The sequence below is a fragment of the Streptomyces sp. NPDC014733 genome (assembly GCF_043083385.1).
GTDB lineage: Bacteria > Actinomycetota > Actinomycetes > Streptomycetales > Streptomycetaceae > Streptomyces.
Map to the genome: position 1 here is coordinate 461,028 of NZ_JBIBYO010000004.1, position 26,539 is coordinate 487,566.

Below are 26,539 nucleotides of genomic sequence, written 5' to 3' on the forward strand. Positions count from 1 at the left end.
GGACCGGGCCCGGCGGTCTCACGCCGCTTCGGGCCCCTCCCCCGGTGCGGTGGCCCGCTCCGTCTCCGCCAGGTCGGACCACCGCACCGTCCGGTCGCACCAGCGCTCCAGGAGCGTGCGGTCGTGGCCGACGGCGAGAAGACCGGCTCCGGTACGGGCGCGGTACGCCTCGACGACGGCAACCAGTGCCGCGGTGGTGGACGCATCCAGCATCGCGGTCATCTCGTCGCAGATCAGCCAGCGCGGCTCCAGCACCAGCGCGCGGGCGAGGCAGGCGCGTTGCAGCTGCCCGTCGCTGACCTCGTGCGGGCGGCGGGTGAGGAGATCGGCGGTGAGGCCGACGGCGGGGGCCAGCTCTGCGACGGCGGCGGGCGCCTCCGTGCGGCGGCCGGTGGCGCGCAGCGGTTCGGCGATGAGGTCGGCGAGCCGCAGCCGGGGGTCGGCGGAGAGCCGGGGCTGCTGGAAGACGACACCGAAGGAGGTGCGCAGGGCGCGGGGCGCGCGGTGGCGCCAGCCCGGGGCCGCCACGCCGTCCACGGTCACCGTCCCGGCGTCCGGCCGGTGGAGCAGCGCCGCGACCCGTGCCAGGGTCGACTTGCCGCAGCCGCTCGGGCCGAGCAGCCCGACCGACTCGCCGGCCGCGACGGTCAGGGAGACACCGGACACGACCGGGCGCCGCCGCTCGTATCCGGCGGTGATCTCACGCAGTTCGAGCACGGCGGTCACCCTTCTCCTCGGACTTCTCCTCGGACTTCTCGGGGGCGTCGGCCGGGGGCGGGCCGGGGTGCGGATGGTGGCAGGCGACGCCGCCGGACGGTTCCGGGCGGACGGCGCACCGGGCATCCGCGCGGGCGCAGCGGGCGGCGAAGGCGCAGCCGTCCGGGAGGGCGCCCAGCTCGGGTGGCAGCCCGGGTATGGGGGCGAAGGCGCGGCCGGGCAGCGCGTCCAGCAGGCCGCGGGCGTAGGGGTGGCGGGGGCCGGGGGCGCCGAAGAAGGTGGCGGCGTCGGCGTGTTCGACGATCCGTCCCGCGTACATGACGGCGACGTGGTCGGCGATCCGCTCGGCGGCCGCCAGATCGTGGGTGATCATCAGCAGCGCCCGGCCGTCGTCGGCGTGGGCCCGGAGCGCGTCGACGGTGCGGTCGACGAGGTCCCGGTCGAGGCCGGTGGTGGGTTCGTCGGCGAGCAGCAGCCGGGCGTCGCCGACCAGGGCGAGGGCGCTCGCCGCGCGCTGCGCGAGACCGCCGGAGAGCTGGTGCGGGTAGCGGTCCAGGTGGTCGAGGGGGAACGCGGCGCGCGCCGCGGCCTGCTCCGCCGCCGCGCGCAGTGCCTCCCGCGCCGCGCGCCGCCCGGGCCGCCGTCCGGCGGACGCGCCGCTCACCGCTCCTGCCGGCTCCGGTCCGGCCCGCCCGGCGCCCAGTTCCCGCACCGTCTCCTCCAGTTGGGCGCGGATGGTGCGGACGGGTGTGAGGTGGGCGGCGGGGCTCTGCGGGACGAGGCCGATGCGGCGGCCGCGGACGGTGCGGGCCAGCTGCTGTTCGTCGGCGGTGAGCAGTTCCACGGCGGGTGCGCCGTCGGCGGCGGTCAGGTGGGCCGCGCCGGATGTCTCGGCGTTGCCCGGCAGCAGACCGAGCAGCGCGGAGGCGAGGACCGACTTGCCGCAGCCGCTCTCGCCGACCAGGGCGAGGCAGCTGCCCGGCGCCAGGTCGAAGGAGGCGCCGGAGACGGCGTGGACGTGGTGGCCGCCGCGCATCCGGAAGCGGACCGACAGATCGCGCACCGAGAGAACGGGGGCGGGTGGTGCGGCGGTGCGGGACGCGGTCACAGCATCAGCTCCGATCGGCGGCGGGGGTTGATCCGCTCCCGCCAGGCGCCGGCCAGCCCGGCGAGGGCGAGGGTCGGCACGATGAGGAAGAGACCGGGGAAGAGCGTCGGCCACCAGGCGCCCGCCAGCAGCGAGCCACGGGCGGCGTTGACCATGATGCCGAGGCTCGCCTCGTGCGCCGGCAGGCCCAGCCCCAGGAAGGAGAGTGCGGACTCGTGCCAGATGGCGTGCGGCACCATCAGCACGGCGGCGAGTCCGGCCTGCGGCAGCACGCCGGGCAGCAGATGCCGCACGGCCACCCGCCACCGGGAGGCGCCGCCGGAGATCGCCGCGTCGATATGGGGGCGGGAGCGCAGCGAGAGCACCTCGGCGCGGACGATCCGGGCCGTGGACAGCCAGTGGGTCAGCGCCACGGAGAGGATCACCGGCCAGACGCCGGGCCGGAACATCGCCACGATGAAGATGCCCAGCAGCAGATGGGGCACGGACGAGAAGAGGTCGACGAGCCGCATCACGGCGCGGTCCGCCCAGCCGCCGAGCGCCCCGGCGAGCGCGCCGACGGCGGTGCCCAGTCCGACGGCGACCAGCGCGGCGACGACACCCACCAGCAGCGAGACCCGCAGGCCGTAGACGCAGCGCAGCAGCAGATCGCGGCCGACCTCGTCGGTGCCGAAGGGGTGGGCCAGGGAGGGGGCGTGGAGCTTCCGGGCCAGGTCGACGGACTGGTTGTCCAGCGGGAACAGCAGCGGGACGACGAGGACGGCGAGGACCACGGCGGCGACGAGGACGGCGCTGGCCCACACCCGCACGGTGCGGGTGCGCCGCCGGCGGCCGGTGCCGGGGCGGCGGTGCCAGGTCACGGCCGGTGCGGCCGCCGCGGCGGCGCCGGGTCCGGGTTCCGCACCCGGTCCGGGGGCGGTGGTGTGCACATCAGCCATCGAAGCCCACCCTCGGATCGGCGAGACCGTACAGCAGGTCGGAGAGGAGATTGCCGGCGAGGACGGCGGCGGTGGCGAGGACGGTGAGGGCGGCGAGCAGCGGGAAGTCCACGGCGGTCGCCGCCTCGACGGTGGCGGCGGCGATGCCCGGCCAGCTGAAGACCGTCTCGACCAGCAGCGCGCCGGTGATCAGTTCCGGCACCCGGGAGCCGATGAGCGTGAGGACCGGCAGCAGTCCGGAGCGGAGTGCGTGGTGCAGCAACACGGTGCGTTCCCGCAGGCCACGGGCGCGGGCGCCGCGTACCGGGTCCTCCTCCAGCGCGTCGCCGACGCCCTGCCGTACGTACAGCACGAACCACGGGAGCTGGGAGACGGCGAGGACCAGGGCGGGCAGCGTCACGTGGCGGGCGATCTGGCCGGGGGTGGCGAGGTCGGTGCCGGTGTCGGTGAGGCCGCCGGCCGGGAGGACGCCCAGCTTCAGGGCGAACAGCCAGACGGCGAGGAGGCCGAGCCAGAACGGCGGTGCGGCTTCCAGGGTGTAGGCGAGGGAGGTGACGGCGCGGTCGAGGAGTCCGCCGCGGCGGCGGGCGGCGGCCACACCGAGGGCGGTACCGACGACGACGGCGAGGACGAAGGCGAGCGCGCAGAGCAGGACCGACCAGCCCAGGCGTTCGCCGATGACCTGGGTGACGGGTGCGCGGAGCGTGGCGGAGTCGCCGAGGTCGCCGGTGAGCGCGGCGGTGAGCCAGTGCCACCAGCGGCCGATCAGCGGCTGGTCGACGCCGAGGTTGTGGCGCAGCTGATCGAGGTTGGCCTGTGAGGCGGTGAGCCCGGCGTCGCCCGCGTAGGCGCGGACCGGGTCGAAGGGCGACGCCGCGGCGACGGCGAAGACTCCGAAGGTGACGGCGAGGAGGACCGGCACGGCGAGCAGCGCCCGCCGGCCGGTCATCCGTGCCATCGCCGCCCAGGGCAGGAAGGTGCGGTGCCTCACGTGGCGGGCTGCCAGTCCTCGACGTTCCACCAGGGGCCGGAGGCCAGGCCGTGGTCGTGCGGTTCGGTCTGGGTGGTCAGGCCCTTCCAGCGGTCGGCGATCACATAGACGTGGTCGACGTGGGTGAGGAAGGTGTAGGCGGGGTTGTCGACGAGGCGGCGCTGGACGGCGTCGTAGGCGGCCTTGCGGGCGGACTGGTCGTCGGTGCGGCGGGCCTCGGTGAGCTTGGCGTCGACGGTCTTGTCGGCGTAGCGCGACATGTTGTTGAAGCCGTCCCCGGCGAGCGAGGAGTGCAGCAGCAGGTACTGGTCGAAGTCGGGGTCGGCGGGGCTGCCGCCGCCGGCGAGGACCGCGTCCTTGGCCATCCGCGGCTCGATCGCCTCCCAGGTGCCGGATTCGACCTTGGCCTCGATACCGGCCTTCTTGGCGTCGGAGGCGAAGGCGAGGGCGTGTTCCTGGCGGAGCTTGTCGCCGGAGAGGTACCAGAGGGTGAAGGAGGCGCGCTGGTGGCCCTTGGTGCGGATGCCGTCCGGGCCCTTCTTCCAGCCCGCGTCGTCGAGGATGCGCTCGGCCTTCTTCAGGTCGTGCGGGCGCTCGGTGCCCTTCGCGAACCAGGGGCTGTCGGTGGGCACCGGTCCGTAGGCGGGCTTCCCGGCGCCGTTGAGGATGCCCTTGACCATGGCCTCACGGTCGACGGCGAGGTCGAGGGCGCGGCGGACGGCCTTGGCGCCGGTGACCGGGTTGCCGCTGGGGAGCGTGACGTTGCGGTAGTCGAAGGTGGTGGCGGTGACGGTGGTGCGGTGCTTGTCGCCCTTGAAGGTGGCGGCGAGCTCCGGCGGCAGGATGGCGCCGTCGAGGTCGCCGGAGCGCAGCCGGGTGGCGCGGATGTCGTCGTCCTTGATGATCGCCATGGTGAAGTTCTTCACCTTCGGCGCACCGCCCCAGTAGTGCGGGTTGGCCTTGAAGGTGAGTTTCTCGCCCTTGGACCAGTGGGTGAGGACGTAGGGGCCGGTGCCTATCGGCTTGGTGGTGAACGAGCCGTGGTTGATGTCCTGCTTGCCCGCGATGTGCTGCGGGGCGATGGGCAGGACGGTGCGCTCGGCGAACGGCGCGTAGGGGTACTTGAGGTGGAAGACGACGGTGTGGTCGTCCTTCTTCTCGACACCCTTGAGGGCGTCCAGCTCCGCCTTGGAGGCGTTGTTGGTCTTGGTGTCGAGGATGGTGGAGTAGGTGAAGACGACGTCGTCGGCGCTGAAGGGCTTGCCGTCGCTGAAGGTCACGCCCCGGCGGAGGTCGAAGGTGTAGGTCCGGCCGCCGTCGGTGACCTTGGGCAGCGTGGTGGCGAGGGCGGGCTTGAGGTGCATCCCGGCGTCGTGGGTGAGCAGCCCGTCGAAGATCTTGGAGTTGCCGTCCTTGCCGTAGCCGAGGAGCGGGCTGAGCGTGTCCGGTTCGTACGCGATGCCGACCACCGCGGAGTCCGTACGTCCGGTGGCGGCCTTGCCGTCCTCCGGTGTGGAACAGGCCGTCGCGCTCAGCGCGAGGCCGGCCGCCAGCGTCACCGCGGCGGCTCCCCGTGGAAACCGGGCCGTCATCCTCATCTCCTCTGCATAGGGATCGCTATTGCATGGTCAACGCAATTAAAGCGTACGTAAAGGGGCGCCCGCGAAGCGGGTCGGTTCCGGTACCGGCCGGTTCCGGACGGCGGTCCGCCGCGGCCCCCGGACGCCCTGCGGCAGCCGTTCCGGTGCGCGGATCCCGGTGGCAGACTGCTGCCCCTACGGGACGGGGGCGACCGTGAGCGACGAACCGGACGGTGGGACGGGGCAGGGGCGGGGCGCGCGAGCCTGGCGGTGGGTCCGGACCGGCGGGCGGTTCGTCGCCGACACCGTCCACCCGGAGTCGGCCGGGCTGAGCCGCGGGAAGCGGCTGGCGACCTACGCCGTCGCGCTGCTGACCGCGGCGTTCCTGGTGGGGCTGGGGCTGGCGCGGTCCTACTTCACCGCCGGGACGGAGGCGCGGATCGGGGACGCCGCGCAGAGCGCCCTCGACGCGGAGAAGGGCTACCTCCACGCCGCGTTCCGCCCCCTCCCCCGCACCGCCTACGGACCGCCGTACTCCGCCTTCTCCCGGACACCGCTCACCCCGCGCCAGATCGACGGCGTCCACCGCGGCGAGTACGACGCCGACGTCCTGCGGGACGCCGTGGCGGCCACCGGGTTCAGCCTCGGCGCGCGGGACACCGCGCCGGGCAGCGGGCAGGTCTCCTACGTCGACCTGGTCAGCGACAGCAGCTCGATGATCACCGTCACCGGCATCGACGCGACACACATCCGCTGCCGGAAATCCGCGATGGTCGCCGAGATCCACACCCCCGCCCAGGGGGATTCACCGATCAAGGGACTGGCGTACGAGCTGGCGCAACCCGCCGGCGCGCCGAACGGGTTCATCACCGACGCCGAGGATCCGCACTGGGGCGAGCCGTACTTCGCCCACCACACCATTCCGCTCGGCGGCGCGGCTCCCCCGCAGACCTTGAGCGTGCTGGGCGTCGCCCCGCCCGGTACGTACTGCACCTGGGACCTGGCGGCGCAGTTCACCACCGACGACGGCACGGTGCACCACACCCGGCTCAACACCGCGCCGCTGGTCACCGAGGGCGGGCCGGACAACGGTCCCGGCACCCAGCACGTCCAGGTGGATCTCGTCACGCAGATCCGGTGGCGGTGCGAGCACGGGCTGCGGCGGCCGGAGGAGTGCGGCGGGGTGTTCCGCGTCCGGCCGCAGGGCGTGGCCCGCTCCGTTCGCCGCACCGTCCCGCGGGCCGAACGCCCCCAGGGAGGGGCTTCACATGGCCTTGAGCGGCGGATCACGGCCGGGTGATGCGCCGTCATGGACTGCCGGGGCGCCCAGCCGCTCGGCGGCACGCTCCCACGGAGGAGGGCATGCCCCGAAGCCGTAGGTGCCCCGACGGGGTGCCGACAGCTTCGGTGCGCCACCTGCTCGCCGTGGTGGCGGCCTGCTGCTCTTCGTGTTCGCGGAGCACCCGCGGCGCACCCCCGGGGGGCAGGGTGCCGATGACCGGCCACTTTCCCGCCGCACCGCGCCGTTGGTGGCACGCGCGGCCCATGGCCCGCAGTGTGCGCGACCTGCGCTTGGCGCTCTCCCTCATGGAAGGGCCCGACGGCAGCGCCCCCTACGCCGTGGCGCTGCCCGCCGCAGGCCACACCCGCGGTGGGGGCCGGCTGCGCACCGGCTGGACCACCTCGGCGTTCGGCCCGGTCGGTCAGCAGGTCGCCGCTACGGTGGCCGCGGCAGCCACGGCGCTGGCCGAGTTCGGGCACGACGTCCGGGATCCGCCACTCAAGGCCGTGTGAAGACACTCCCTGGAGCGCACGGGAGATCGCGACCGGGCGAGAGGATGAAGGGATGAAGGGCGTGGCGGACGTGGCGCACGAGCGGGACGGGCAGGGCGGGGCACCGACGCGCAGGCGGGTCCTGTGGAGCATGTCCGCCGCCGGGGCGCTGCTGGCCGCCGGATGTGCCACGCGCGGTGACGGCGCGGCGGGGAACGGCGGCACGGGCTCCGCGTCCTCGGCCCCCGGTCACGCCCCCTCCGGGGTCCTCGCCGCGAACTTCAACGAGGATCCGCGCGGCACCACTCCCGAGCGGCTGAGGGACGTCCGGGCCGGCTGGGTCCGCGGTTTCGTGCCGATGCCCGAGGTCGAGGACGGTCATGCCGACCGGCAGCGGGGCATCGCCGCCCTGCTGGCCGCGAGCCACGCCGGGCGGGGCACGGTGCTGTCGTTGAAGTTCCCCTTCACCGGGCGTCCGCTGCCCGCCCCCGGCAGCGCCGCCATGGACACCGAGCTGAACCGCGTCGACCAGGTCCTCGACGCGACGCTCGGCACGGTGGACATCCTCGGCATCGGCAACGAACCGTTCCTCGAAACCCGCGCCGACGACCAGCGCCGCGGCCGCTTCAACGCCTTCTACGAGGCGCTCGCGCGGCACATCGTCGAGCGGCGCGAACAGCGCTTCCCCGACGGCTGCCGCACCCGCCTCTACATGGGCGCCCTCAACCATCTGGAGGACCCGGCCACCCACGACGCCGCGCATGCCCGCTGGCTGGCCTTCGTCCACGACACCCACGAGATCGAGGGCGTCGACCTCCACCCCCATGTCGCCGCGTTCGAGGACACCGAGGCGTACCTGACGTACGTCCTGCCCCGGATACGCCCCGACCAGCGCTTCCTGGCCACCGAGTTCTCCCTGGTGCGGCTCTGGAAGCAGCATTTGAAGGACCGGGTGCCCGCCTCGTTCGCCCGCAGCCGCGGCGTTCCGGCGGGCACCCCCGTCTGGCAGGCGCTCCGGGACGCCGCCGCGCACCCGCTCCCGCGGGCGGACTGGGAGCGTCTGCTGCTCGACAGCCCGTGGTTCGGCTCCCACCGGCACTTCCTGACGCGCCAGGTGCAGCGGTTCCGCGCCACCGGTCGCCTCGCGGTCGCCGCGTACGGCCTCGCGCAGGGGCCCGCGATGGTCCACGACATCGGGCCGGCGTCCACGCCGTGGCTGCTGAACAGCGTCTACTCCAACCTCACCGTCCGGCCCTCCGCCGACGGTACGCCCGCCCCCAGCCCGGTCTGGTACGACGAGTTCCGGGCGCTCCAGCGGGCGGAGGACCGTCTTCCGGTGCGTACCGGGACGGTCCCGGTCTGACCGCGCCCGTACCGTCCTCCCCATGCCCGGGGCGGCACATGGTCAGGAATCCGTAATGCCGCCCACATCGGACGCAACCCGCGGCGTGCCCCGGCCCTCTGGAGGGGTGCGGGACACGCCACCCACGGGCCGCTCCCGTTCGACCGTCACACCACGAGTGCACGACGAGATGCTCCGTGGCCGCCGTCCGGAGGAGGCGCCACGGGAAGGGAAGCCCATGATCAGGACGACGAAGACCGGGACACCGACGACGTACACACCGAGCCGGCGGCAGGTGGCCGTGACCGCCGCGCTGGGACTGGCCTCGCTGGCGCTCACCGCCGTGCCCGCGTACGCCAAAGGCACCGTGGAGGTGACGGCGCCCCGCACCGCGGCCGTCGGCAAGACCTTCACGGTCTCCGCGCACGGGGATGACGACGCCGCCTCCTACCTGCGGGTGTGCCTGCAGGAACGCGGCCGCGGGCAGACCTGGCACCAGGTGGCCTGCGGCGCCGTCGTCGACCGGGGCGGCCCGGAGGCACGGGCCGTGGCGCACCCGAAGAGCGCGCGGCGCGGCCCGGTGGAGTTCCGTGCGGTGGCGTACGGGCTGACCGGACCGCACGACCGGCACCCCAAGCCCTGGCGGACCTCCGCCGTCGCGACGGTGCGGGTCCGCTGAGGCCCCGGGGCCCCGGCCCGTACGGATCCGGGGCCCCGGCGCCGACCGCCGTCGCGGCAGGGCCGTTTCAGGAGCCCGCGGTCGTCAGGGTGAGCTGCCACTTCGTCAGCGCCTCCTCGACCGGCTGGAAGACCGTCATGGTGTCGCCGCCGGTGCTGCAGGTCGCGGTCCCGCCGCCGGAGTGGATGCCGACCGCCTTCGGGTCGCCGGGCTGGGTGACGTACGAGCCGCCGGAGTCGCCCGCGGCGGAGCAGGCGTCGGTGAAGGACAGGCCGTCGACGATCACACCGCCGTCGTAGTCCACGGTCTGGTCGACGGCGGTGATCTCCCCGCAGTGCCAGCCGCTCGCCTCGCCCGAGCGGCACACGGAGGTGCCGACGATGCCCTCCTGCGCTCCGGTGACCGCGACCGGGGCGCCTCGCTGACCGGCCACGTCGGGGCTCAGCTTCCAGGTCGGCTGATCCACGTCGACGAGCCCGAAGTCGCCCTCGCGGTCGTCGACGCTGTGGGTGCCGCCGCGGTTGGAGGTGCCCATCCGGCTGCCGTCCTTGCCGTACGCGGGCTGGTCCGCGGTCTCGGTGCAGTGACCCGCCGTCAGGAAGCCCCGGCGGCCGCCGCCGGTCACCGAGAAGCCGATGGAGCAGATGCCCTCCTCGCCCGGCGTCCACTTCTCACCGCCGACGACGGTGCCGCCCTGCCGGCGCGGCGCGTCGGCGGCACGGACGACGTGCACCGCGATGCCGGTGGGGGCGCCGAGCTGCTGGGCCTCCTCGACGAAGGAGTCGGTGGCGGCGGTCCTGGCGCGGGTGTCGACCCGGACGGTGAGGGCGTTGGCGCGCTCGTCGACGCCCCAACCGGTCACGCCCGGCACGCCCTTGCCCGCCTTGGCGTCGATCTGCTCCAGCAACCCGGTGAGCTGGGCGCGGCTGTGCGTGACACGCTGCGCGACGGCCCCGGCGTCCTTCACCAGCCGCGCGTCCGCGTCCCCGGTCACCGCGACGACGAGCTTGCCGCTCCTCTTGTCGAACCACATTCCGGCGGCGCGTCCGGCCAGCGCCTGGCGCACCGCCTTCGCCGCGCGCGCCGCCTCCGTCTCCTGCGCGAGCCGGGCCCGCGCCCCCTCCGGTGTGAGGCCCAGGTCGCGCCGCATCGCGTCGAGCATCGCGCGGTTGGTGGGCTGCGGGCTCGGGTCGGGGGGCGGCGCGGCGTGCGCCGCGGCGAGCGGGGTGACGGCGGCCAGGACGACGGCGGCGGCCGCGCCCCGGACGGCGGCGGTGCGGTGGCGACGGTGCATGGAGCTCTCCTCGCGGGTCGGATACGTCGGCCCGTCGAGCCTCCGCGACCGCGCGGCCGTCGGCGCGGGCGCGATCGGCGCGGGATGATGCCCCGATGACGTCCGACACGCGGAACTCCGGCCCCGGACCGTACGGCCCCGACCCGTTCGGCGGGCTGCCCGCGGCCCTGCGCGACATCGCCTACTCGGCGGCCCGCCATCCGGGAGCGATGTCACCTGATGGGCCGTCACCGGAAGGGAACGGCGCCCCCGGTCCACCTGTGGGCGCCAACTGCCAGCTCTACGCGTACGCGGTGCTGTACCACCACGGCCTGGTCGCACCGCCGCTGCGCTCGTCGGAGCTGTGGGCGGACACCGTCGCCACCCGTCGCGTCACGGTGGCCCGCCCGCTGGATCTGGTGCTCTTCGACGGCGGGCCGGTGGCCGGGCGCCCGGAGGGGTACGGCGCGCACGTCGGGGTGCATCTGGGCCCGGACCGGGTGCTGCACCTGTGCAAGGAGGTCGGCCGCCCGGCGGTGTGGTGTTACGCGGAGTTCGCGGCCCGGGCGCGGTATGCGCGGAGGCTGGGGTTCAAGCGGGTGGTGCGGACGGGCGCGGGGCCGCAGTCCGGAGAGCGGACGGGCTGACGCCGGGCGGCGGCGGGCCTCCGGCCGGCGGCCGCTGCGGGGCGGACCGTCCGGTCACCCGCCGGGCGCGGGCGGCGTCGGGTTCCCCCCCGGCCGCCGCCCGCGGTGTCCCGGCGTCAGAACCCGCCGCCGAAGCCGTCCCCGCCACCGCCGCCGAAGCCCCCGCCGTCGCCGAAACCGCCGTCCCCGAAGCCGCCGCTGAAGTCGCCGGGGTCGAAGTCGGAGCCGGAGAACTCGCCGCCTTCGGTGCCGCCGAGGTCCGCGCCGTAGGCGTGCGGGGCCGTCATCAGATTGCCGAGCACGGTGCCCACCAGCAGTGCGGGCAGCAGCCCGCCGCCGAAGTAGCCGCCGGCCCAGGGCGCGTAGGCGGGGCCCGCGTCCCAGTAGGGGCGGTCGCCCTCCGCGGTGCGGACCGTGCGGGCCAGCGGCTCGCGGCCGTCGTCGAGGCGCGCCTTGTCGGCGGCACAGACCGGGACGGTGCGCGCGGCGCCGCCCGCCGGGGCCCACTCCACATCGACCACGGACGGTCCGTGCCGCGGGTCGAAGAAGCACGGCAGGCGCCGCTCGGGCAGCGGGGCTCCGGCGCGGCGGGCGGCCAGCGTCGCGAGCGAGAACCGTCCGTCCTCCAGCGCCTCGGTCACCGCCCGCACATCGTCCGGCCGCTCGGCCGACGCCATCGCGGTCTTGGCGGTCTCGTACGCGTCGAGCGCGCGGCTGTAGTCGTCGCGCATCGCGTCGTCGGCGCCGGGCTCACCGGGGCGGAAGTCCAGCCGGTCCAGCTCCTCACCGAACGCGGTGATGTCCTCGTCGACGACGACCCGCAGGTCCTCCAGGGCGGCCCGCTCCTGCTCGGCGCGGCGGCGGCGGTTGCGGCGGGTGAGGGCGTAGGCGCCGCCACCGCCGACGACGGCCAGCACGCCCAGTCCGACGAGGGTGCCGGTGCCCGGGCCCCCACCGCCGTCGCCCTCCCAGGCGGCCGGGGCGTGGCCGTTCGCCTGCTGGATCGCGGTGTCGACGAAGCTGTTCAGCCGCTCGTCGACGGACGGGTACCCGGAGCGCTTCACCGCGCCGACGAGGTTCTGCACCGAACCGCGGGACATCACCCGGGTGTCGGCGCCGGCGTTGAAGCCGTCGCCCAGTTCCACGGCGTAGACGCCGCTGATGCCGGTCTTGGTGCGCAGATCGCGCAGCAGGGTGTCGGGGCGGTACTCGGCGGTGCGGGGCAGCACCGCGACGAAGACCGGCTTACCGGAGTTCTCGATCTTCTTGGCGAGGGCGTCGGCCCGGTCGCGGGGCAGCTGGGAGGCGGCGCGCGGGTCGACGTACACCGGGCCCTTGCGGAGGGCCGCGGACGCCTCATCGAGCCCGCCCGCCGCCCGCGCGGTGGACGCCGGTGCCACGGCGGGCACCAGCAACGCGGCCAGCAGGGCCAGGAGGGGCAGGAGCAGCACACGGTGGCTGACGGTCTTCATGCCCACGACGCTACCCGAACGGCGTATTCAGGACATCAGCCGCGACGGCGGGAAGCGACACCGAGGCCCGGCGAGCCGGGGCGGGGAGCGGCCCGGTGTGTTCCTCCCCGCCCCGGGCGGTCACGGTGCGGGCAGGTCCACCAGCTCCGCCAGGGCCGCGCGGTGGCGGCCCGGGGCGCCGAGCGCGCTCTCGTCGCTCTTGGCCCGCTTCAGGAAAAGGTGCACCGGGTGCTCCCAGGTCATGCCGGTGCCGCCGTGCAGCTGAAGGCATTCCTCGGCGGCGCGCACCGCGACCGGCGCGCAGTACGCCTGGGCCACCGCGACGGCGACCGGTACGTCCGGGCTGCCGGTGGCCAGGGCGTCGGCGGCGTTGCGGGCCGCGGCGCGGGCGGAGGCGATATCGAGCCAGAGGGCGGCCATCCGGTGTTTGAGCGCCTGGAAGGAGCCGACCGGACGGCCGAACTGGTTGCGGGTGCTGGTGTGCGCGACGGCCGTGGTCAGGCACCATTCGGCGATCCCGAGCTGTTCCGACGCGAGGAGCCCGGCGCCCGCGGTGAGCGCCCCGCGCACCGCCGCGACGGCACGTTCGCCGGTGGCCAGCGGCGTCCCGGCGGCGCCGTCCAGGGTGAGCGTGGCGAGCGGGCGGGTCAGGTCGAGCGGGGTGAGCGGGGTGGTGACCACGCCCGCGGCGGGTACCTCGACCGCGTAGAGGGCCGGGCCGTCCGGGCCGTCGGCGGGGACGAGCAGCACCTCGGCGCAGGCGGCGTCGGCGACGGCGGTGACCGTGCCGCGGAGGGTGCCGTCCGCCTCCGCCCGGACCGTCGGCCGCGCGGACCGGAACGGCTGGTCGGGGGCGGTGGACAGGGGCACGGCGAGGATGCCGACGGCGCCCGCGGCCAGCCGGGTGAGCAGCGCGCCGACCGGCGGCTGACCGGCCTCGCAGCCCAGCAGCGCGGTGGCCGCGACGACGGCGCTGGTCAGATAGGGCACCCGGGCGACGGAGCGGCCGGTCTCCTCCAGGACGACGGCGGCCTCCCGGGCGCTCGCGCCCGCCCCGCCGAACTCCTCGGGGATCAGCAGTCCGGCGGCGCCGATGCCGTTCGCCAGCGCGTCCCACAGGCCGGTGTCGCAGGCGCGGCCCGCCTCCAGGTCGGCGAGGACGGTGGCGGGGTCGCTGCGGGAGGCGAGCAGGGCGCGGACGGCGGCGCGCAGATCGTCCTCGGTCTCGCCGTAGAGCAGGTCGGATGCGGGCGTGCCGGTGGTCATCGGGGGAGGTCCTTCCACGCGACGTCCTTGTCGGTCCGCGGCTCGGGCGGCAGTCCCAGGACGCGTTCGGCGACGATGTTGAGCAGCACCTCGGAGGTGCCTCCTTCGATGGAGTTCCCCTTGGCGCGCAGATAGCGGTAGCCGGCCTCGCGTCCGGTGAAGTCGACGGACTCGGGGCGGCGCAGCGTCCAGTCGTCGTACGTCAGACCGTCCTCGGCGAGGAATTCCAGGTCCCAGCCGCTGATCTGCTGGGCGAGGCGGGCGAAGGCGAGTTTCATGCCACTGCCCTCGGGGCCCGGGGCGCCCTTGGCGAGCTGCTGGCGCAGCCGTTCGCCGGTGAGCCGGGTGACCTCGGCCTCCACCCAGAGTGTCAGCAGCCGCTGGTGGAGGTCGTGGGTGCGCAGTTCGGGACGGGTGCGCCAGTCGGCGGCGGCGATGCCGATCATGCCGCCCTCGCGCGGGGTGGCGGCGCCGCCGATGGCGACCCGCTCGTTCATCAGGGTGGTGCGGGCCACCTCCCAGCCCTGTCCGACCTCGCCGATGCGGTGGCTGTCGGGGAGCGAGACGCCGGTGAGGAAGACCTCGTTGAACTCGGCCTCACCGGTGATCTGCCGCAGCGGCCGGACCTCCACGCCCGGGGCGGTCATGTCGCAGATGAAGTACGTCAGTCCCTGGTGCTTGGGGAGCGCGGGGTCGGTGCGGGCCACGAGGATGGCCCAGCGGGCGAGGTGGGCGCTGGACGTCCAGACCTTCTGGCCGTCGATCACCCAGCGGTCGCCGTCGCGGACGGCGCGGGTGGCGAGCGCCGCGAGGTCGGAGCCGGCGCCCGGTTCGCTGAACAGCTGGCACCAGACCTCCTCACCGGTCCACAGCGGCCGCAGATGGCGGCGCCGCTGCTCCTCGGTGCCGTGGCGCAGCAGGGTGGGCGCGGCCATGCCCAGGCCGATGGCGAGGCGGCCGGGGTTGTTGCCGGGGGCGCCCGCGGCGGCCAGTTCGGCGTCGACGACCGCCTGGAGAGCGCGCGGCGCGTCGAGCCCGCCGAGCCCTTCGGGGAAGTGGACCCAGGCCAGTCCGGCGTCGAAGCGGGCCCGCAGGAAGTCGAGGGGTGCGGTGGTGGCGGGCGGGTGCGCGGCCAGCAGCCGCGCGGTGCGGGCGCGCAGGTCGGCGGCGTCGGTCATCGGCCGTCCCCCGTCCCTGGGAGGACGACGAGGCGGCCGGTGGTGGTGCCGTCGGCGACGCGCTGGACGGCGTCGGCGGCGCCTTCGAGCGGTACGCGCTCGCCGATCAGCGGGGCGACGGAGCCCTTGGCGGCCAGCTCGGTGAGGGCTTCGTGGCAGGCGTCGACGGCGTCCGGGTCCTTGGTCTGGTAGAGGCCCCAGTGGAGGCCGAGGACCGCGTAGTTCTTCACCAGTGCGTGGTTGAGGGCGGCGGTGGGGATCGCGCCGCTGGCGAAGCCGACGACGACGATGCGCCCCTCGAAGGCGATGCACTTGACGGATTTGGTGTACGCGTCGCCGCCGACCGGGTCGTAGACGACATCGGCGCCGCGGCCGTCGGTGGCGTCCTTCACGGCGGCGACGATGTCGTCGGCGCGCCGGTCGAGGACGAGGTCGCAGCCCAGCTCACGGGCGACGCGGGCCTTGTCGGCGCCGCCGGTCACACCGATCACCCGGGCGCCCGCGGCCTTGCCGAGCTGGACGGCGGCGCTGCCGACGCCACCGGCCGCGGCGTGCACCAGCAGGGTCTCCCCCGGCTGGATCCGGGCCCGGCGGTGGAGGCCGAACCAGCCGGTCTGGTAGCCGATGTGGAGGGCGGCGGCCCCGGCGTCGTCCAGGGATCCGGGCGCCGGGCGCACGGCCGCGGCGTCCACGGCCACCCGCTCGGCGAACCCGCCGTCCGGCAGCGGCGGTTGGGCCAGCACCCGCTGCCCGACCGCACCGGACGCGCCCTCGCCCACGGCCAGCACCTCGCCGCAGATCTCCACGCCCGGGGTGAACGGCAGCGGCGGCCGGACCTGGTACTGACCGCGGCAGAGCAGTGCGTCCGGGAAGTTGACGTTCGCGGCCCGCACCCGCAGCAGCAGCTGCCCGGGGCCCGCCTGCGGCTCGGGCACCTCCTCCAGCCGCATCACCTCACGCGGTTCGCCGTTCGCGTGTACGCGCCATGCCTTCACCAGCTGCCTCCCGGGCCGTCGGTACGCGGACGGCGCGCGGACCGTGGGGGCTCCGGCGCGCCACGGGCATACTAAGCGGTCGGTATCCCGGAGGGAACCGCTTCCGGAAACCGTCCGGCGGGCATGCCGGGCGCCCCGCGCACCCGCCCGCGACCCGGCGCGGGCGGGTGCGCGGGGCCCGGCGGTTCACCGGACGTCAGTTCACCGCACGGGACGGTGGCGCACCGCGTGGCCCCGCAGCTCCGCCCAGCTCGCCGGGTCCTCGAAGCCGAGCGCCCACAGCCCGGTGCCGCGGATGCCGTACCGGTCCAGCACCTCCCTGTGCGCCGCGACGCCCCGCGCGTCCTGGTACCAGACCTCGTGGGTGTGGCCGTCGCGCCGGTAGGTGAAGTGCGGGGTGCCGGAGGCGGCGTCGAAGCGGTACGCGGCGCCCGTGCTGCGGCGCAGCGCCTCCGCCTCCTTCCAGGTCCGGTGGGTGGCGCGGCCGCCGGCGGTCCGGTCCCAGTCCCAGCCGTAGCCGGGGAAGGCGACCTCGATCTTGTGCCGGGGGACGGTGGCGGTGGCCCGGCGCAGGAACGTGTCGTACCACTGCCGGGAGGAGAGCGGCCCCGCCTCGCCACCGGACCAGTGCAGGTCGTAGCCCATGATGCGGAGCCGGTCGGCGGCCTTTCCCAACTGCCGGTAGTCGTACGCCGCGCCGGAGCCGCCGGTCTGCGGCAGGACGGTGACGACGCACTGCTTGCCGAGGGCGTGCAGCCGGGCGCAGAGGTCGGCGGTGAGCGCATTGTACCCGGTGGCGACGCGGGCGTGGTCGGCGGCGCTGCCGGTGAGCGCCATCGTCTCGTAGTCCAGGTCGATGCCGTCGTAGCCGTGGCCGCGCACGGTACGCACCAGCGCCTCGACGTGCGCGGTGCGCCGCCGCCGGTCGAGCATCAGCCCCGCCATGTCCTTCGCGCCGAGCGTCTCGGTGACGGTCGGCACCACCTTGATCCCGGCCCGCCGCAGCCCCCGGACGATGTCGCGGCGCCCGGCACCCGGGTGGGCGGTGACGGCACTGTCCCCGGTCGCCTCGTACCAGAACGGGCTGACGGTGTGCAGCTGGTCGGCGTGGCGCAGCGCATCGCGGTAGGCGGCGTCCACGTCGCCCCAGTAGGGCAGCCAGGCGGAGGCGGTACGGGCCGGATCGTGACGGGGTGTCGTGAGGGCGGCGGTGGGCGAGGCGGAGGCGAGCGGTCCGGCCAGGGCGGCCGCGACGAGCAGCAGGGCGGTTCCGGTACGGGCCAGGGGCGAGGAGCGACGATGCATGGTCCGAGCCATGCCCGATGCCGCCGGAGACGTCCCACACGGCTCCGCCGAACGGTGCCCGGCGGGACGGATGTACCGCCGTCCGGAGCAGACGGGCCGTCAGTTCTCCAGGAGCGCCTGGAGGCGGCGGGCCTGGCGTTCCGCGGTGTCCGGTGGGTTGCGGGGGCGCGCCGGATCGTCGGCGGCGAGCAGGAAGAGCCAGACCAGGGCGAGCAGGCGGCGGCAGTCGGCCAGCCGGGCGGTCTCCGCCGGGGTCAGGGCGCAGGCGCGCAGCAGTGCGGGGACGTCGAGGGGCTCCGCCACCCATCCGGCGACATGCTCGGTGATCTCCGCGATCTCCCAGGCACGGTCGCTGCGCCCGGACTCCTCGAAGTCGACGAGCCGCACCCGGTGTCCGTCCCCGAGGTAGTTGGCGGCGTTGCCGTCGCCCGGTCCGAAGCAGGGCGTGACGCCCGGCGCTACGGCACCGGGGTCCGGGGCGTCCCCGGTGACGCCGGGCGGGGCGGCCGCGAGCCAGGCACGGCCCGCGTCCAGTGCGCGGCGCACGACGGGCGAGCGCGGGCGGTCCGCCGGGGCGGCGTACCAGCGCCTCAGCCGCTCGGTCACCGCCCGTTGGTGACCGGGCCGCAGCGGCAGCGCGGCCAGCTCCCGGGGCGGGAGGGCGGTGTGCACGGTCCGGAGCGCCGCGGCCCAGGCGTGCAGCTCGGGCGCGCCCAGCGGGCGGCCGCGGAGGGGGGTGCCGGGCAGGCGGCTCATCGTCAGCACACCGGCCCGGGACGCGCCGTGCTCCAGGATCACCGGGGCAAGCCCCGGTGCGTGGAGCGCGAGCAGCCGCAGGGCACGTATCTCACGCGCCCGGGCGTCGCCGTGCCCCGGGCGGTACGTCTTGACGACCCGGTCGGGAAGGAGCACCACCCGGTGCGTGCTCCACGGAACGGCCTCCGGCGCTTCCTTGCTCTCCCCCGTCCCCTCCGGCCCCTCCCCCGCCGCGCCCGCGTCCCCTCTCACGTCCGTCCCTCCCGTTCCTGGGCGTCGCGCAGGGCCGCCGACGGGGTGGCCCAGTCGGCGTGGACGACGGGGAAGCCTGCGCGGGCACCCGCCTCGCAGACGAGGGCGTCGTCGTCGACGAGATGGCGGACCTCCCGGCCACGGGCGAGGCGGCGGAGCAGGTCGAGCTTGGTGTGGCGGGCCGGGCGGCGGTCGCCGTCGGCACGCATCCGGAGCGCGCCCTCGGGCAGGCCGTGGGCGGCGAGCCAGTCGAGGGTGGGGCGGCGGTACTTCTCGGGGCGGCCGGTGAGGTAGACGATCTCGCAGTCGCGGGCGTCGGCCAGGATCAGGGCGACCCCCTCGGCGAGCGGTGGATCCTCGGGCGCGGCGGCGAAGAACGCGGCCCAGTCGCGCGGGCGCCGGTCGAGGAAGTGCTGGCGGTGCCCGGTGTCGGCGAGCGTGCCGTCCAGATCGAAGACCGCCAGGGGACGCCGCGTCATGAGGTGCCGCCCGCTCCCCGCGCCCCCGCGGACACGGCGTCGGCCTCGCCCGCCGGGGTGACCGCGATCCGGCCGGACTCCAGCGCGTGGGCGAGGGAGACCTGGTCGTAGGCGACGTCGACGCAGGTGGCGGTGGACATCCGGAGGCTGACATCCGGTTCGGGGGCCGGGCCGTCGCCGTAGACCGGGGTGTCGCCGCCGAGCGTGACGTGGAAGGTGCCCTCGTCGAGGACGACGTCGAGGACGCCGATGCCGGGAGCGGCGGGGGTCGCCGGGTCGCCGGAGAAGTGGGCGGCGAGGCGGGTGAGGAGCGGCACGGCGAACCAGTGGGCGCGGACCGCGTCGGTGGGGCGGGGCTCGCCCAGGGCGGGGGCGCCCCAGTCGGCGAGGGCGGTGAGCACCGGCAGCAGCTCCCGGCCGCGCGGGGTGAGTTCGTAGACGGAGGCGGCGCCCGGCGGGGCGAGGCGGCGGCGGGTGACCAGGCCCTCGCGCTCCATGTCCTTGAGGCGGGAGGCGAGCATGTCGGTGCTGACGCCCGGGAGGTCGGTGTGCAGGTCGGTGTAGCGGCGGGCCCCGCCCAGCAGTTCGCGGACGATGAGGAGCGTCCAGCGGTCACCGACGGCATCGAGGGCGCGGGCGACGGCGCAGTACTGGTCATAACTTCGGCGCGACATGACTCCAGCATAGACATATGGTTGGACTTTCCAAGTGCGAGCTTGGTAAACCAAAGTGCACAGTACGGTGAGGAACACCGGGAATCCGCCGCACCGCGCGGCGGACGCGGGCCGGTCGGTTCGGCGCGGGCGGGCACACCCCGCCACGCGCCCCGGCCACGTCCCGCGGCCCGGTGAACGACGAAGGGGAGGCCGCCGTATGCAGTTCAAGCAGTCCAGCAAGATGGCCGACGTCTGCTACGAGATCCGGGGTCCGGTGATCGAGCAGGCCGACGCGTTGGAGGAGGCCGGGCACAGCGTGCTGCGGCTGAACACCGGAAATCCCGCGCTGTTCGGCTTCGAGGCACCCGAGGAGATCCTCCAGGACGTCATCCGCAATCTCTCCCGGGCGCACGGCTACACCGAGTCCCGCGGCATCCTCGCGGCGCGCCGCGCGGTGGCGCAGCACTATCAGGGCCGCGGGCTGCCCGAGGTCGGCGTCGACGACGTCTACCTGGGCAACGGCGTCTCCGAGCTGGTCTCCATGGCCGTCACGGCGCTGCTCGACGACGGCGACGAAGTCCTCATCCCGGCCCCCGACTTCCCGCTGTGGACGGCGGTGACGACCCTGGCCGGCGGCAAGGCGGTGCACTACCTCTGCGACGAGTCGGCGGACTGGCTGCCGGATCTGGACGACCTCGCGTCGAAGATCACCGACCGCACCCGCGCGCTGGTCATCATCAACCCCAACAACCCCACCGGCGCCGTCTACCCCCGCGAGCTGCTGGAGGGCATGCTCGACCTCGCCCGCCGCCATCAGCTGCTGGTCCTCGCCGACGAGATCTACGACCGGATCCTCTACGACGGCGAGATCCACCACCACGCCGCCGCGCTCGCCCCCGACCTGGTGTGTCTGACCTTCAGCGGGCTGTCCAAGGCGTACCGCGTCGCCGGCTTCCGCTCCGGCTGGCTGGTCGTCTCGGGGCCGCAGCAGCACGCCGCTGACTACCTGGAGGGCCTGGGCACCCTCGCCTCCATGCGGCTGTGCCCCAACGCGCCCGCGCAGTACGCCGTCCAGGCGGCGCTGGGCGGCCGGCAGAGCATCGAGGACCTGGTACTGCCCGGCGGCCGTCTCCGGGCGCAGCGGGACGTGGCGTGGGAGCGGCTGAACGAGATCCCGGGCGTCTCCTGCGTCAAGCCCCGCGGCGCGCTCTACGCCTTCCCCCGGCTGGACCCGAAGGTGTACCCGATCCATGACGACGAGAAGTTCGTCCTCGATCTGCTGCTGCGGGAGAAGATCCAGGTCGTCCAGGGCACCGGCTTCAACTGGCCGCGCCCGGACCACTTCCGCATCCTCACCCTCCCGCACGCCGACGACCTGGACGCGGCCATCCGCCGTATCGGCCGCTTCCTCGGCGGCTACCGCCAGTGACCGGCCGCCGGGCAGCGCACTCCGGGACCGGCCCCCGGGGCCGCCGCACCGCCTCACCCGGACGGCCGTACCGCCCGGGGGTACGGTGCGCCCCCGCCGCGCCGGGCAGCCCCGGCCCGTCCGCCGCCGTCCGCCGCCCGCGGGGGCCCGAAGCCCCCTTGAGCACCCGCGCCACAGCGGCTTAGGTGGAGGGCGGCAGCCCAGCCGCCCCGGAGGGGAGAGGGAAGCGATGCCCGTACGACCCGCGGTCAGCGAAGCCGAACTCGAAGCCCATCTGCGCGGAATCTGTTTCAAGACCGGTCCGCCCCGCCGGATCGGCGTCGAGATCGAGTGGCTGGTCCACGACGCCCGCGCCCCCCGAAGTCCCGTCGCACCACCCCGGCTGCACGCCGCCGCCGACGCCTTGCGGGAGCTTCCCCTCGCGTCCCGGCTCACCTTCGAGCCCGGCGGTCAGCTGGAGCTCAGCTCGCCGCCCTCGGCCTCCTTGATGTCCTGCATCGAGACGGTCGCCGCCGACCTCGCGCAGGTCCGGCCCGTCGTGCGGGCCCACGGCCTGGGCCTCGCCGGGCACGGCCACAACCCCTGGCACGCCCCCAGCCGGATCCTCGCCGAGCCCCGGTACGACGCGATGGAGGCGTACTTCGACCGCTGGGGCCCGGCCGGCCGCTCCATGATGTGCGCCACCGCGTCGGTACAGGTCTGCCTCGACGCCGGCCACGAGGAGCCCGGCCCGCTGGGCCTGGGCCGCCGCTGGCTGCTGGCCCATCTGCTGGGCGCCGTCCTGGCCGCGGCGTTCGCCAACTCCCCCACCAGCGAGGGCTGTCCCACCGGCTACCGCACCACCCGGCAGCTGATGTGGTCCCGGCTCGATCCGGCACGCACCCTCGCCCCGCCGCCCGACGGCGACCCGCGCACCGCCTGGGCCCGGTACGTCCTCGACGCCCCGGTGATGTGCATCCGCGGTGCGGACGGCCCCTGGGAGGCACCCGAGGACCTCACCTTCCGCGACTGGATCCGCGGCGCGGCGCCCCGGCCGCCGACCCTGGAGGATCTCGACTACCACGTCACCACGCTGTTCCCACCGGTGCGCCCGCGCGGCCACCTGGAGCTGCGGATGATCGATGCGCAGCCCGGGGAGCGCGGCTGGGTGGTCCCGCTGGCCGTCACCACCGCGCTCTTCGACGACCCCGAGGCCACCGAGCGGGCCTACCGCGCGGTCAAACCCCTCGCGGAGACCGCCGGCACCCGGCCCGCGCCCCGCAACCCGCTGTGGCGCCGCGCGGCGCGCGCCGCGCTGACCGACCCGGAGCTGCACGCCGCCGCGCTGACCTGCTTCGACGCGGCACGCGAGGCGCTGCCCCGGCTGGGCGCCGGGCCCGAGGTGCTGGCCGCCGTCGACGCGTTCACCGCGCGCTACGTCGCCCGTGGCCGCTGCCCCGCCGACGATCATCTGGATGCTCTGGAGGACGTGGCCGCCGTGGATCCGCCCGAGGCCGGTACAGCTTCCGGGAAGGAGAGCCCGTGACCCACGATCCCGAGGCGCTGCGGGCCCGCGCGGCCACCGCGCTGCTCGCCGCCCGCGACCGCACCCACCTGCTGACCGGCTGTGTCGAGGAGCCCGATCTCCTCGCCCAGCACTCCCCGTTGATGTCGCCGCTGGTCTGGGACCTCGCGCACATCGGCAATCAGGAGGAGCAGTGGCTGCTGCGCACCGTCGGCGGCCGCGACGCCCTCCGTCCGGAGCTGGATTCCGTCTACGACGCGTTCGCCCACCCCCGCGCCAGCCGCCCGTCGCTGCCGCTGCTGGGCCCCGCCGAGGCGCACGGCTATGTCGCCGAGGTCCGCGGCCGGGTCCTGGACATCCTGGAGGGTGCCGCGCTGCACGGCGCTCCGCTGCTGGACGCCGGCTTCGCGTTCGGCATGATCGCCCAGCACGAGCAGCAGCACGACGAGACGATGCTCATCACCCACCAGCTGCGCCGCGGCCCGGCCGCCCTCACCGCACCGGAGCCCCCGGACACCACCGACGGCCCGCTCCCCGCCGAAGTCCTCGTTCCCGGCGGCCCGTTCACGATGGGCACCTCCACCGAGCCGTGGGCGCTGGACAACGAACGGCCCGCGCACCCCCGCACCGTCGCACCGTTCCATCTCGACACCGCGCCCGTCGGCAACGCCGCCTATCTGCGCTTCATCGAGGACGGTGGCTACGACGAGCCGCGCTGGTGGGCCGCCGAGGGCTGGGCACAGATCCGCGAACACGGCCTGCGCGCCCCGCTGTTCTGGCGGCGCGAGGGCAGCGGCTGGGTGCGCCGCCGCTTCGGTGTCACCGAGGAGGTGCCGCCCGACGAGCCGGTGCTGCACGTCAGCTGGTACGAGGCCGACGCCTATGCCCGCTGGGCGGGGCGGCGGCTGCCCACCGAGGCCGAGTGGGAGAAGGCCGCCCGCCACGACCCGGCGACCGGCCGCTCCCGGCGGTATCCGTGGGGCGACGCGGACCCGGAGCCCGTCCACGCCAACCTCGGCCAGCGCCATCTGCGGCCCGCCCGCACCGGCAGCTATCCCGAGGGCCGTTCGCCGCTGGGTGTGGGGCAGTTGATCGGCGATGTGTGGGAGTGGACCGCCGACGACTTCCTGCCGTATCCGGGGTTCGCCGCGTTTCCGTACCGGGAGTACTCCGAGGTGTTCTTCGGCGGGACGTACAAGGTGCTGCGGGGCGGCTCGTTCGCCGTCGACCCGGTGGCGTGCCGGGGGACGTTCCGCAACTGGGACCTTCCGGTGCGGCGGCAGATCTTCGCCGGGTTCCGCACCGCCCGCGACGCCGCCCCGGGTGCCGCATGAGGCGCCCGGGGCCACCGTGGGGAGGGTGGTGAGCGATGTGCCGTCATCTCGCCTATCTGGGCCCGCCGGTGCCCGTGCGGCAGATCGTCCTGGATCCGCCGCACGGCCTGTACCGCCAGTCGTGGGCCCCCCGCCACCAGCGGCACGGCACGGTCAACGCCGACGGTTTCGGTGTCGGCTGGTACGCGCCGGGCGACCCCGAGCCGGCCCGTTACCGCCGCGCCGGGCCGATCTGGGCCGACGAGTGTCTGCCCGGCATCGCCCGGGTGGTCCGCACCGGCGCCCTGCTGGCCGCGGTGCGGGACGCCACCGAGTCGGGCGCCGACGCCGAGGCGGCGGCCGCCCCGTACACCGGCGACGGGTACCTCTTCAGCCACAACGGCGCGGTCCGCGGCTGGCCGGATTCGCTGGCGCCGCTCACCAACTCGCTGCCGCCGGCCGATCTGCTGCGGCTGGCGGCCCGCTGCGACGCCGCGTTCTGTTGGGCCCTCATCCGCAGCCGGCTCGACCAAGGCGACGACATGGGGCAGGCGCTGGCGCACACCGTCGAGGCGGTGGCCGAGGCGGCGCCCGGCTCCCGGCTGACGTTCCTGCTGACCGACGGCACCACCATCGCCGCCACTGCCTGGGGCGACACCCTCTTCCATCTGTCGATCCCCGGCGGCGGCACGGTCGTCGCCTCCGAGCCGTACGACGACTCCCCCCACTGGACCGAGGTGCCCGACGCCACCCTGCTGCGGGCCACCCGCGGCGGCGTCCGCCTCTCCCCGCTCAAGGAGCGCACCCCGTGAGCCCCTTCACCCTCACCCGCACCCTGCCCACCGACGCCACCGCGGCGGCGCTCCGCGCCGATGTCCGGCGGGGGCTGACCCACGCCCCCAAGGAGCTGCCGCCGAAGTGGTTCTACGACGCCCGCGGCAGTGAGCTGTTCGACGAGATCACCCGGTTGCCGGTCTACTACCCGACCCGCGCCGAACGCGAGATCCTGCTCACCCGCTCCGACGCGATCGCAGCGGCGACGGGCGCCCGCACCCTGATCGAGCTGGGCTCCGGTTCGTCGGACAAGACCCGTCATCTCATCGGCGCGCTGGGGACGCTGGACGCCTATGTCCCGGTCGACGTCAGCGCGTCCGCTCTGGAGGCCGCCGGGAAATCCCTCCTCGCCGAGCACCCCGGGCTGACGGTGCACGCGCTGGTCGCCGACTTCCAGCACGGGCTGACACTGCCGGAGACCCCGGGGCCGCGGCTGCTGGCGTTCCTCGGCGGCACGCTCGGCAATCTGCTGCCCGCCGAACGCGCCGTCTTCCTGCGCGACCTCCACGCGCTGCTCGCCCCGGGCGATGCGCTGCTGCTCGGCACGGACCTGGTCAAGGACGAGGCGACGCTGGTCGCCGCGTACGACGATCCGCAGGGCGTCACCGCCGCGTTCAACCGGAACGTCCTGCACGTCATCAACCGCGAACTGGACGCCGACTTCGACCCGGACGACTTCAGTCACCTCGCCCGGTGGAACGCCGGTGACGCCTGGATCGAGATGCGGCTGCGCGCCCGCCGGGCGCTGACGGTGAAGATCCCGGCGCTCGGCCTGGAGGTGTCGTTCGCCGACGGCGAGGAGCTGCGCACCGAGGTCTCCGCGAAGTTCCGCGAGGACGGCATCCGTACCGAACTCGCCACCGCCGGAATGGACCTGACCCACTGGTGGACGGATGCGGCAGGGCGTTTCGCACTGTCGCTCTCGGTCCGCCGCTGACCGGATCCGGCCCCGTCACCGCCCTTTCGGGCCCGCCGTGCGGATACCGCCCGGCGGGCCCGTGTGGTTCGATACCTCGATCACCTGTACGCACCGGTAGGCCCGGGCGTACGACGGACCAGGGGCAGGGGTGGCGGGGATGGGGCTGGACCGGCGGGGATTCCTCAAGGGCGCGGCGGCGTTGGCGGGCGCCGGAATGCTGGCGGGCGCGGGTGCGGGCGCCGCGGTGGCCGCACCCGGCCGCCGTACGGCGACGGTCTCCGCCGAGAACTGGCTGGCCGCGGTCGGCGACGCCACCCCGGTCCAGCGGCTCTCGATCCCCGGCACCCACGATTCGGGCGCCCGGCACGGCGGCCCCTGGGTGGAGTGCCAGAACACCTCGGTCACCGAGCAGCTGGCGAGCGGCATCCGCTACCTCGACGTCCGCTGCCGCGCCATCGAGGACGTCTTCGCCATCCACCACGGCGCGTTCTACCAGGAGTTGATGTTCGGCGACGTACTCAACGCCTGCCGGGACTTCCTCGCGGCGCAGCCGTCGGAGACGGTGCTGATGCGGGTGCAGCAGGAGTACTCCGAGGTGGCGGCGGAGGAGTTCCGCCGGATCTTCGACCTCTACCTCGACGCCAAGGGCTACCGCCCGCTCTTCCGGCTCGACGGCGGGCTGCCGACGCTGGGCGAGGCGCGCGGCCGGGTGGTGCTGCTGGCGGACGCCGACGACATGCCGGGCGTGCGCTACGGCGCGCCGGAGCTGTTCGACATCCAGGACGACTACATGGCCGAGCCGATCGGGAAGTTCCCGAAGATCGAGGCGGAGTTCCGCAAGGCGGTCGCCGAGCCGGGCAAGCTGTTCGTCAACCACGTCAGCACCGCCGCACTGCTGCCGCCCCGCTCCAACGCGGACCGCCTCAACCCGAAGGTCAAAAGCCTGCTGGAGGGCGAGGGGGCCGGCTGGCGGGGTCTCGGCGTCGTCCCGATGGACTTCCCCAACGAGACCGGACTGGCCGAGACGCTCATCCGGCACAGCATCGGGGACGCGCTGGTGTGAGGGCGCACGGGGCCCCGGCGCGTGGCGACTGCCCGTTGGGGCAGGACGTCTGCCCCATGGCCTCTCCCCC

Annotated in this window: 25 protein-coding genes; 11 read left to right on the plus strand and 14 right to left on the minus strand. The window is 74.9% G+C overall.

The window, feature by feature from the left end:
- Positions 1–18: 18 nt before the first annotated feature.
- The 5 genes from ACF1BH_RS13180 to ACF1BH_RS13200 form a co-directional block, all read right to left on the minus strand.
- Positions 19–717, minus strand: coding sequence for an ABC transporter ATP-binding protein (locus ACF1BH_RS13180; RefSeq protein ID WP_391642663.1), 699 nt, complete (start codon positions 715–717; stop codon positions 19–21).
- The gene (locus ACF1BH_RS13185; RefSeq protein ID WP_391642664.1) at positions 701–1,753 is read right to left on the minus strand and encodes an oligopeptide/dipeptide ABC transporter ATP-binding protein; all 1,053 of its coding nucleotides are present in this window, start codon (positions 1,751–1,753) and stop codon (positions 701–703) included. The genes ACF1BH_RS13180 and ACF1BH_RS13185 overlap by 17 nt, the downstream gene beginning before the upstream one ends.
- A 68-nt stretch (positions 1,754–1,821) precedes the next feature.
- The gene (locus ACF1BH_RS13190; protein WP_391642548.1) at positions 1,822–2,763 is read right to left on the minus strand and encodes an ABC transporter permease; all 942 of its coding nucleotides are present in this window, start codon (positions 2,761–2,763) and stop codon (positions 1,822–1,824) included.
- Positions 2,756–3,721: an ABC transporter permease gene (locus ACF1BH_RS13195; protein ID WP_391642665.1), complete on the minus strand. Its 966-nt coding sequence runs from the start codon at positions 3,719–3,721 to the stop codon at positions 2,756–2,758. The genes ACF1BH_RS13190 and ACF1BH_RS13195 overlap by 8 nt, the downstream gene beginning before the upstream one ends.
- 29 nt (positions 3,722–3,750) lie before the next feature.
- The gene (locus ACF1BH_RS13200) at positions 3,751–5,346 is read right to left on the minus strand and encodes an ABC transporter substrate-binding protein (protein ID WP_391642549.1); all 1,596 of its coding nucleotides are present in this window, start codon (positions 5,344–5,346) and stop codon (positions 3,751–3,753) included.
- A gap of 202 nt (positions 5,347–5,548) precedes the next feature.
- Here ACF1BH_RS13200 and ACF1BH_RS13205 point away from each other — a divergent pair, with 202 nt between their 5' ends.
- The 4 genes from ACF1BH_RS13205 (at position 5,549) to ACF1BH_RS13220 (ending at position 9,128) form a co-directional block, all read left to right on the plus strand.
- Complete coding sequence (locus ACF1BH_RS13205; RefSeq protein WP_391642550.1) at positions 5,549–6,634, plus strand: hypothetical protein; 1,086 nt, start codon at positions 5,549–5,551, stop codon at positions 6,632–6,634.
- A gap of 245 nt (positions 6,635–6,879) precedes the next feature.
- Positions 6,880–7,128: a hypothetical protein gene (locus ACF1BH_RS13210; protein WP_391642551.1), complete on the plus strand. Its 249-nt coding sequence runs from the start codon at positions 6,880–6,882 to the stop codon at positions 7,126–7,128.
- A 52-nt stretch (positions 7,129–7,180) separates the two neighbouring features.
- Positions 7,181–8,470, plus strand: a complete 1,290-nt coding sequence (locus ACF1BH_RS13215; protein WP_391642552.1) for a hypothetical protein — start codon at positions 7,181–7,183, stop codon at positions 8,468–8,470.
- Positions 8,471–8,687: 217 nt separating this feature from the next.
- Positions 8,688–9,128 carry a hypothetical protein gene (locus ACF1BH_RS13220; protein WP_391642553.1) on the plus strand — a complete coding sequence of 147 codons (441 nt, stop codon included), beginning with the start codon at positions 8,688–8,690 and terminating at the stop codon, positions 9,126–9,128.
- Between the two features lie 67 nt (positions 9,129–9,195).
- Here ACF1BH_RS13220 and ACF1BH_RS13225 read toward each other — a convergent pair whose 3' ends face one another.
- Positions 9,196–10,422 carry a S1 family peptidase gene (locus ACF1BH_RS13225; protein ID WP_391642554.1) on the minus strand — a complete coding sequence of 409 codons (1,227 nt, stop codon included), beginning with the start codon at positions 10,420–10,422 and terminating at the stop codon, positions 9,196–9,198.
- 95 nt (positions 10,423–10,517) lie between these two features.
- Between ACF1BH_RS13225 and ACF1BH_RS13230 the strand changes: the two genes are divergently transcribed.
- Complete coding sequence (locus tag ACF1BH_RS13230; RefSeq protein ID WP_391642555.1) at positions 10,518–11,048, plus strand: cell wall hydrolase; 531 nt, start codon at positions 10,518–10,520, stop codon at positions 11,046–11,048.
- A gap of 116 nt (positions 11,049–11,164) precedes the next feature.
- Here the strand turns inward: ACF1BH_RS13230 and ACF1BH_RS13235 are convergent, their stop codons facing one another.
- The 8 genes from ACF1BH_RS13235 to ACF1BH_RS13270 all read right to left on the minus strand — a co-directional run bounded on the left by ACF1BH_RS13235 (position 11,165) and on the right by ACF1BH_RS13270 (position 19,425).
- Positions 11,165–12,520 (minus strand): hypothetical protein, encoded by a 1,356-nt coding sequence (locus tag ACF1BH_RS13235; protein WP_391642556.1) that lies wholly within the window; start codon positions 12,518–12,520, stop codon positions 11,165–11,167.
- 120 nt (positions 12,521–12,640) lie between these two features.
- Entirely contained in the window at positions 12,641–13,786 is a 1,146-nt protein-coding gene (locus ACF1BH_RS13240; protein WP_391642557.1) for an acyl-CoA dehydrogenase family protein, read from the minus strand.
- Entirely contained in the window at positions 13,783–14,964 is a 1,182-nt protein-coding gene (locus tag ACF1BH_RS13245; RefSeq protein ID WP_391642558.1) for an acyl-CoA dehydrogenase family protein, read from the minus strand. Before ACF1BH_RS13245 ends, ACF1BH_RS13240 begins: the two co-directional genes overlap by 4 nt.
- Entirely contained in the window at positions 14,961–15,959 is a 999-nt protein-coding gene (locus ACF1BH_RS13250) for an NADPH:quinone oxidoreductase family protein (protein WP_391642559.1), read from the minus strand. Before ACF1BH_RS13250 ends, ACF1BH_RS13245 begins: the two co-directional genes overlap by 4 nt.
- Positions 15,960–16,160: 201 nt before the next feature.
- A complete protein-coding gene (locus ACF1BH_RS13255) occupies positions 16,161–17,264 on the minus strand; it encodes a glycosyl hydrolase family 18 protein (RefSeq protein WP_391642560.1) in 1,104 nt (367 codons plus the stop codon).
- A 99-nt stretch (positions 17,265–17,363) separates the two neighbouring features.
- Positions 17,364–18,179: a phosphotransferase family protein gene (locus ACF1BH_RS13260; RefSeq protein WP_391642561.1), complete on the minus strand. Its 816-nt coding sequence runs from the start codon at positions 18,177–18,179 to the stop codon at positions 17,364–17,366.
- Between the two features lie 89 nt (positions 18,180–18,268).
- Complete coding sequence (locus tag ACF1BH_RS13265; protein ID WP_391642562.1) at positions 18,269–18,751, minus strand: hypothetical protein; 483 nt, start codon at positions 18,749–18,751, stop codon at positions 18,269–18,271.
- Positions 18,748–19,425 carry a winged helix-turn-helix transcriptional regulator gene (locus ACF1BH_RS13270; protein ID WP_391642563.1) on the minus strand — a complete coding sequence of 226 codons (678 nt, stop codon included), beginning with the start codon at positions 19,423–19,425 and terminating at the stop codon, positions 18,748–18,750. Before ACF1BH_RS13270 ends, ACF1BH_RS13265 begins: the two co-directional genes overlap by 4 nt.
- A 199-nt stretch (positions 19,426–19,624) precedes the next feature.
- On the opposite strand from ACF1BH_RS13270, the gene ACF1BH_RS13275 reads away from it, so the two are divergent.
- The 6 genes from ACF1BH_RS13275 to ACF1BH_RS13300 all read left to right on the plus strand — a co-directional run bounded on the left by ACF1BH_RS13275 (position 19,625) and on the right by ACF1BH_RS13300 (position 26,469).
- Entirely contained in the window at positions 19,625–20,836 is a 1,212-nt protein-coding gene (locus ACF1BH_RS13275) for a pyridoxal phosphate-dependent aminotransferase (protein WP_391642564.1), read from the plus strand.
- Positions 20,837–21,065: 229 nt separating this feature from the next.
- Positions 21,066–22,361 (plus strand): ergothioneine biosynthesis glutamate--cysteine ligase EgtA, encoded by a 1,296-nt coding sequence (gene egtA / locus ACF1BH_RS13280; protein WP_391642565.1) that lies wholly within the window; start codon positions 21,066–21,068, stop codon positions 22,359–22,361.
- Positions 22,358–23,674 carry an ergothioneine biosynthesis protein EgtB gene (gene egtB / locus ACF1BH_RS13285; RefSeq protein WP_391642566.1) on the plus strand — a complete coding sequence of 439 codons (1,317 nt, stop codon included), beginning with the start codon at positions 22,358–22,360 and terminating at the stop codon, positions 23,672–23,674. The genes egtA and egtB overlap by 4 nt, the downstream gene beginning before the upstream one ends.
- Positions 23,675–23,709: 35 nt before the next feature.
- Complete coding sequence (egtC, locus tag ACF1BH_RS13290; RefSeq protein WP_391642567.1) at positions 23,710–24,465, plus strand: ergothioneine biosynthesis protein EgtC; 756 nt, start codon at positions 23,710–23,712, stop codon at positions 24,463–24,465.
- On the plus strand, positions 24,462–25,424 hold the full coding sequence (gene egtD, locus ACF1BH_RS13295) for an L-histidine N(alpha)-methyltransferase (RefSeq protein ID WP_391642568.1): 963 nt from the start codon (positions 24,462–24,464) through the stop codon (positions 25,422–25,424). Before egtC ends, egtD begins: the two co-directional genes overlap by 4 nt.
- 139 nt (positions 25,425–25,563) lie before the next feature.
- Positions 25,564–26,469 carry a phosphatidylinositol-specific phospholipase C gene (locus ACF1BH_RS13300; protein ID WP_391642569.1) on the plus strand — a complete coding sequence of 302 codons (906 nt, stop codon included), beginning with the start codon at positions 25,564–25,566 and terminating at the stop codon, positions 26,467–26,469.
- Positions 26,470–26,539 lie beyond the last annotated feature (70 nt).

Coding starts and splice junctions, on each gene's coding strand:
- ACF1BH_RS13235 (WP_391642556.1), bottom strand. CDS start 12,520: ATGAAGACCGTCAGCCACCGTGTGCTGCTCCTGCCCCTCCTGGCCCTG.
- ACF1BH_RS13215 (WP_391642552.1), top strand. CDS start 7,181: ATGAAGGGCGTGGCGGACGTGGCGCACGAGCGGGACGGGCAGGGCGGG.
- ACF1BH_RS13210 (WP_391642551.1), top strand. CDS start 6,880: ATGGCCCGCAGTGTGCGCGACCTGCGCTTGGCGCTCTCCCTCATGGAA.
- egtA (WP_391642565.1), top strand. CDS start 21,066: ATGCCCGTACGACCCGCGGTCAGCGAAGCCGAACTCGAAGCCCATCTG.
- ACF1BH_RS13240 (WP_391642557.1), bottom strand. CDS start 13,786: ATGACCACCGGCACGCCCGCATCCGACCTGCTCTACGGCGAGACCGAG.
- ACF1BH_RS13225 (WP_391642554.1), bottom strand. CDS start 10,422: ATGCACCGTCGCCACCGCACCGCCGCCGTCCGGGGCGCGGCCGCCGCC.
- ACF1BH_RS13265 (WP_391642562.1), bottom strand. CDS start 18,751: ATGACGCGGCGTCCCCTGGCGGTCTTCGATCTGGACGGCACGCTCGCC.
- ACF1BH_RS13200 (WP_391642549.1), bottom strand. CDS start 5,346: ATGACGGCCCGGTTTCCACGGGGAGCCGCCGCGGTGACGCTGGCGGCC.
- ACF1BH_RS13190 (WP_391642548.1), bottom strand. CDS start 2,763: ATGGCTGATGTGCACACCACCGCCCCCGGACCGGGTGCGGAACCCGGA.
- ACF1BH_RS13185 (WP_391642664.1), bottom strand. CDS start 1,753: ATGCGCGGCGGCCACCACGTCCACGCCGTCTCCGGCGCCTCCTTCGAC.
- ACF1BH_RS13220 (WP_391642553.1), top strand. CDS start 8,688: ATGATCAGGACGACGAAGACCGGGACACCGACGACGTACACACCGAGC.
- ACF1BH_RS13245 (WP_391642558.1), bottom strand. CDS start 14,964: ATGACCGACGCCGCCGACCTGCGCGCCCGCACCGCGCGGCTGCTGGCC.
- ACF1BH_RS13270 (WP_391642563.1), bottom strand. CDS start 19,425: ATGTCGCGCCGAAGTTATGACCAGTACTGCGCCGTCGCCCGCGCCCTC.
- ACF1BH_RS13255 (WP_391642560.1), bottom strand. CDS start 17,264: ATGCATCGTCGCTCCTCGCCCCTGGCCCGTACCGGAACCGCCCTGCTG.
- ACF1BH_RS13300 (WP_391642569.1), top strand. CDS start 25,564: ATGGGGCTGGACCGGCGGGGATTCCTCAAGGGCGCGGCGGCGTTGGCG.
- egtC (WP_391642567.1), top strand. CDS start 23,710: ATGTGCCGTCATCTCGCCTATCTGGGCCCGCCGGTGCCCGTGCGGCAG.
- ACF1BH_RS13275 (WP_391642564.1), top strand. CDS start 19,625: ATGCAGTTCAAGCAGTCCAGCAAGATGGCCGACGTCTGCTACGAGATC.
- ACF1BH_RS13195 (WP_391642665.1), bottom strand. CDS start 3,721: ATGGCACGGATGACCGGCCGGCGGGCGCTGCTCGCCGTGCCGGTCCTC.
- ACF1BH_RS13230 (WP_391642555.1), top strand. CDS start 10,518: ATGACGTCCGACACGCGGAACTCCGGCCCCGGACCGTACGGCCCCGAC.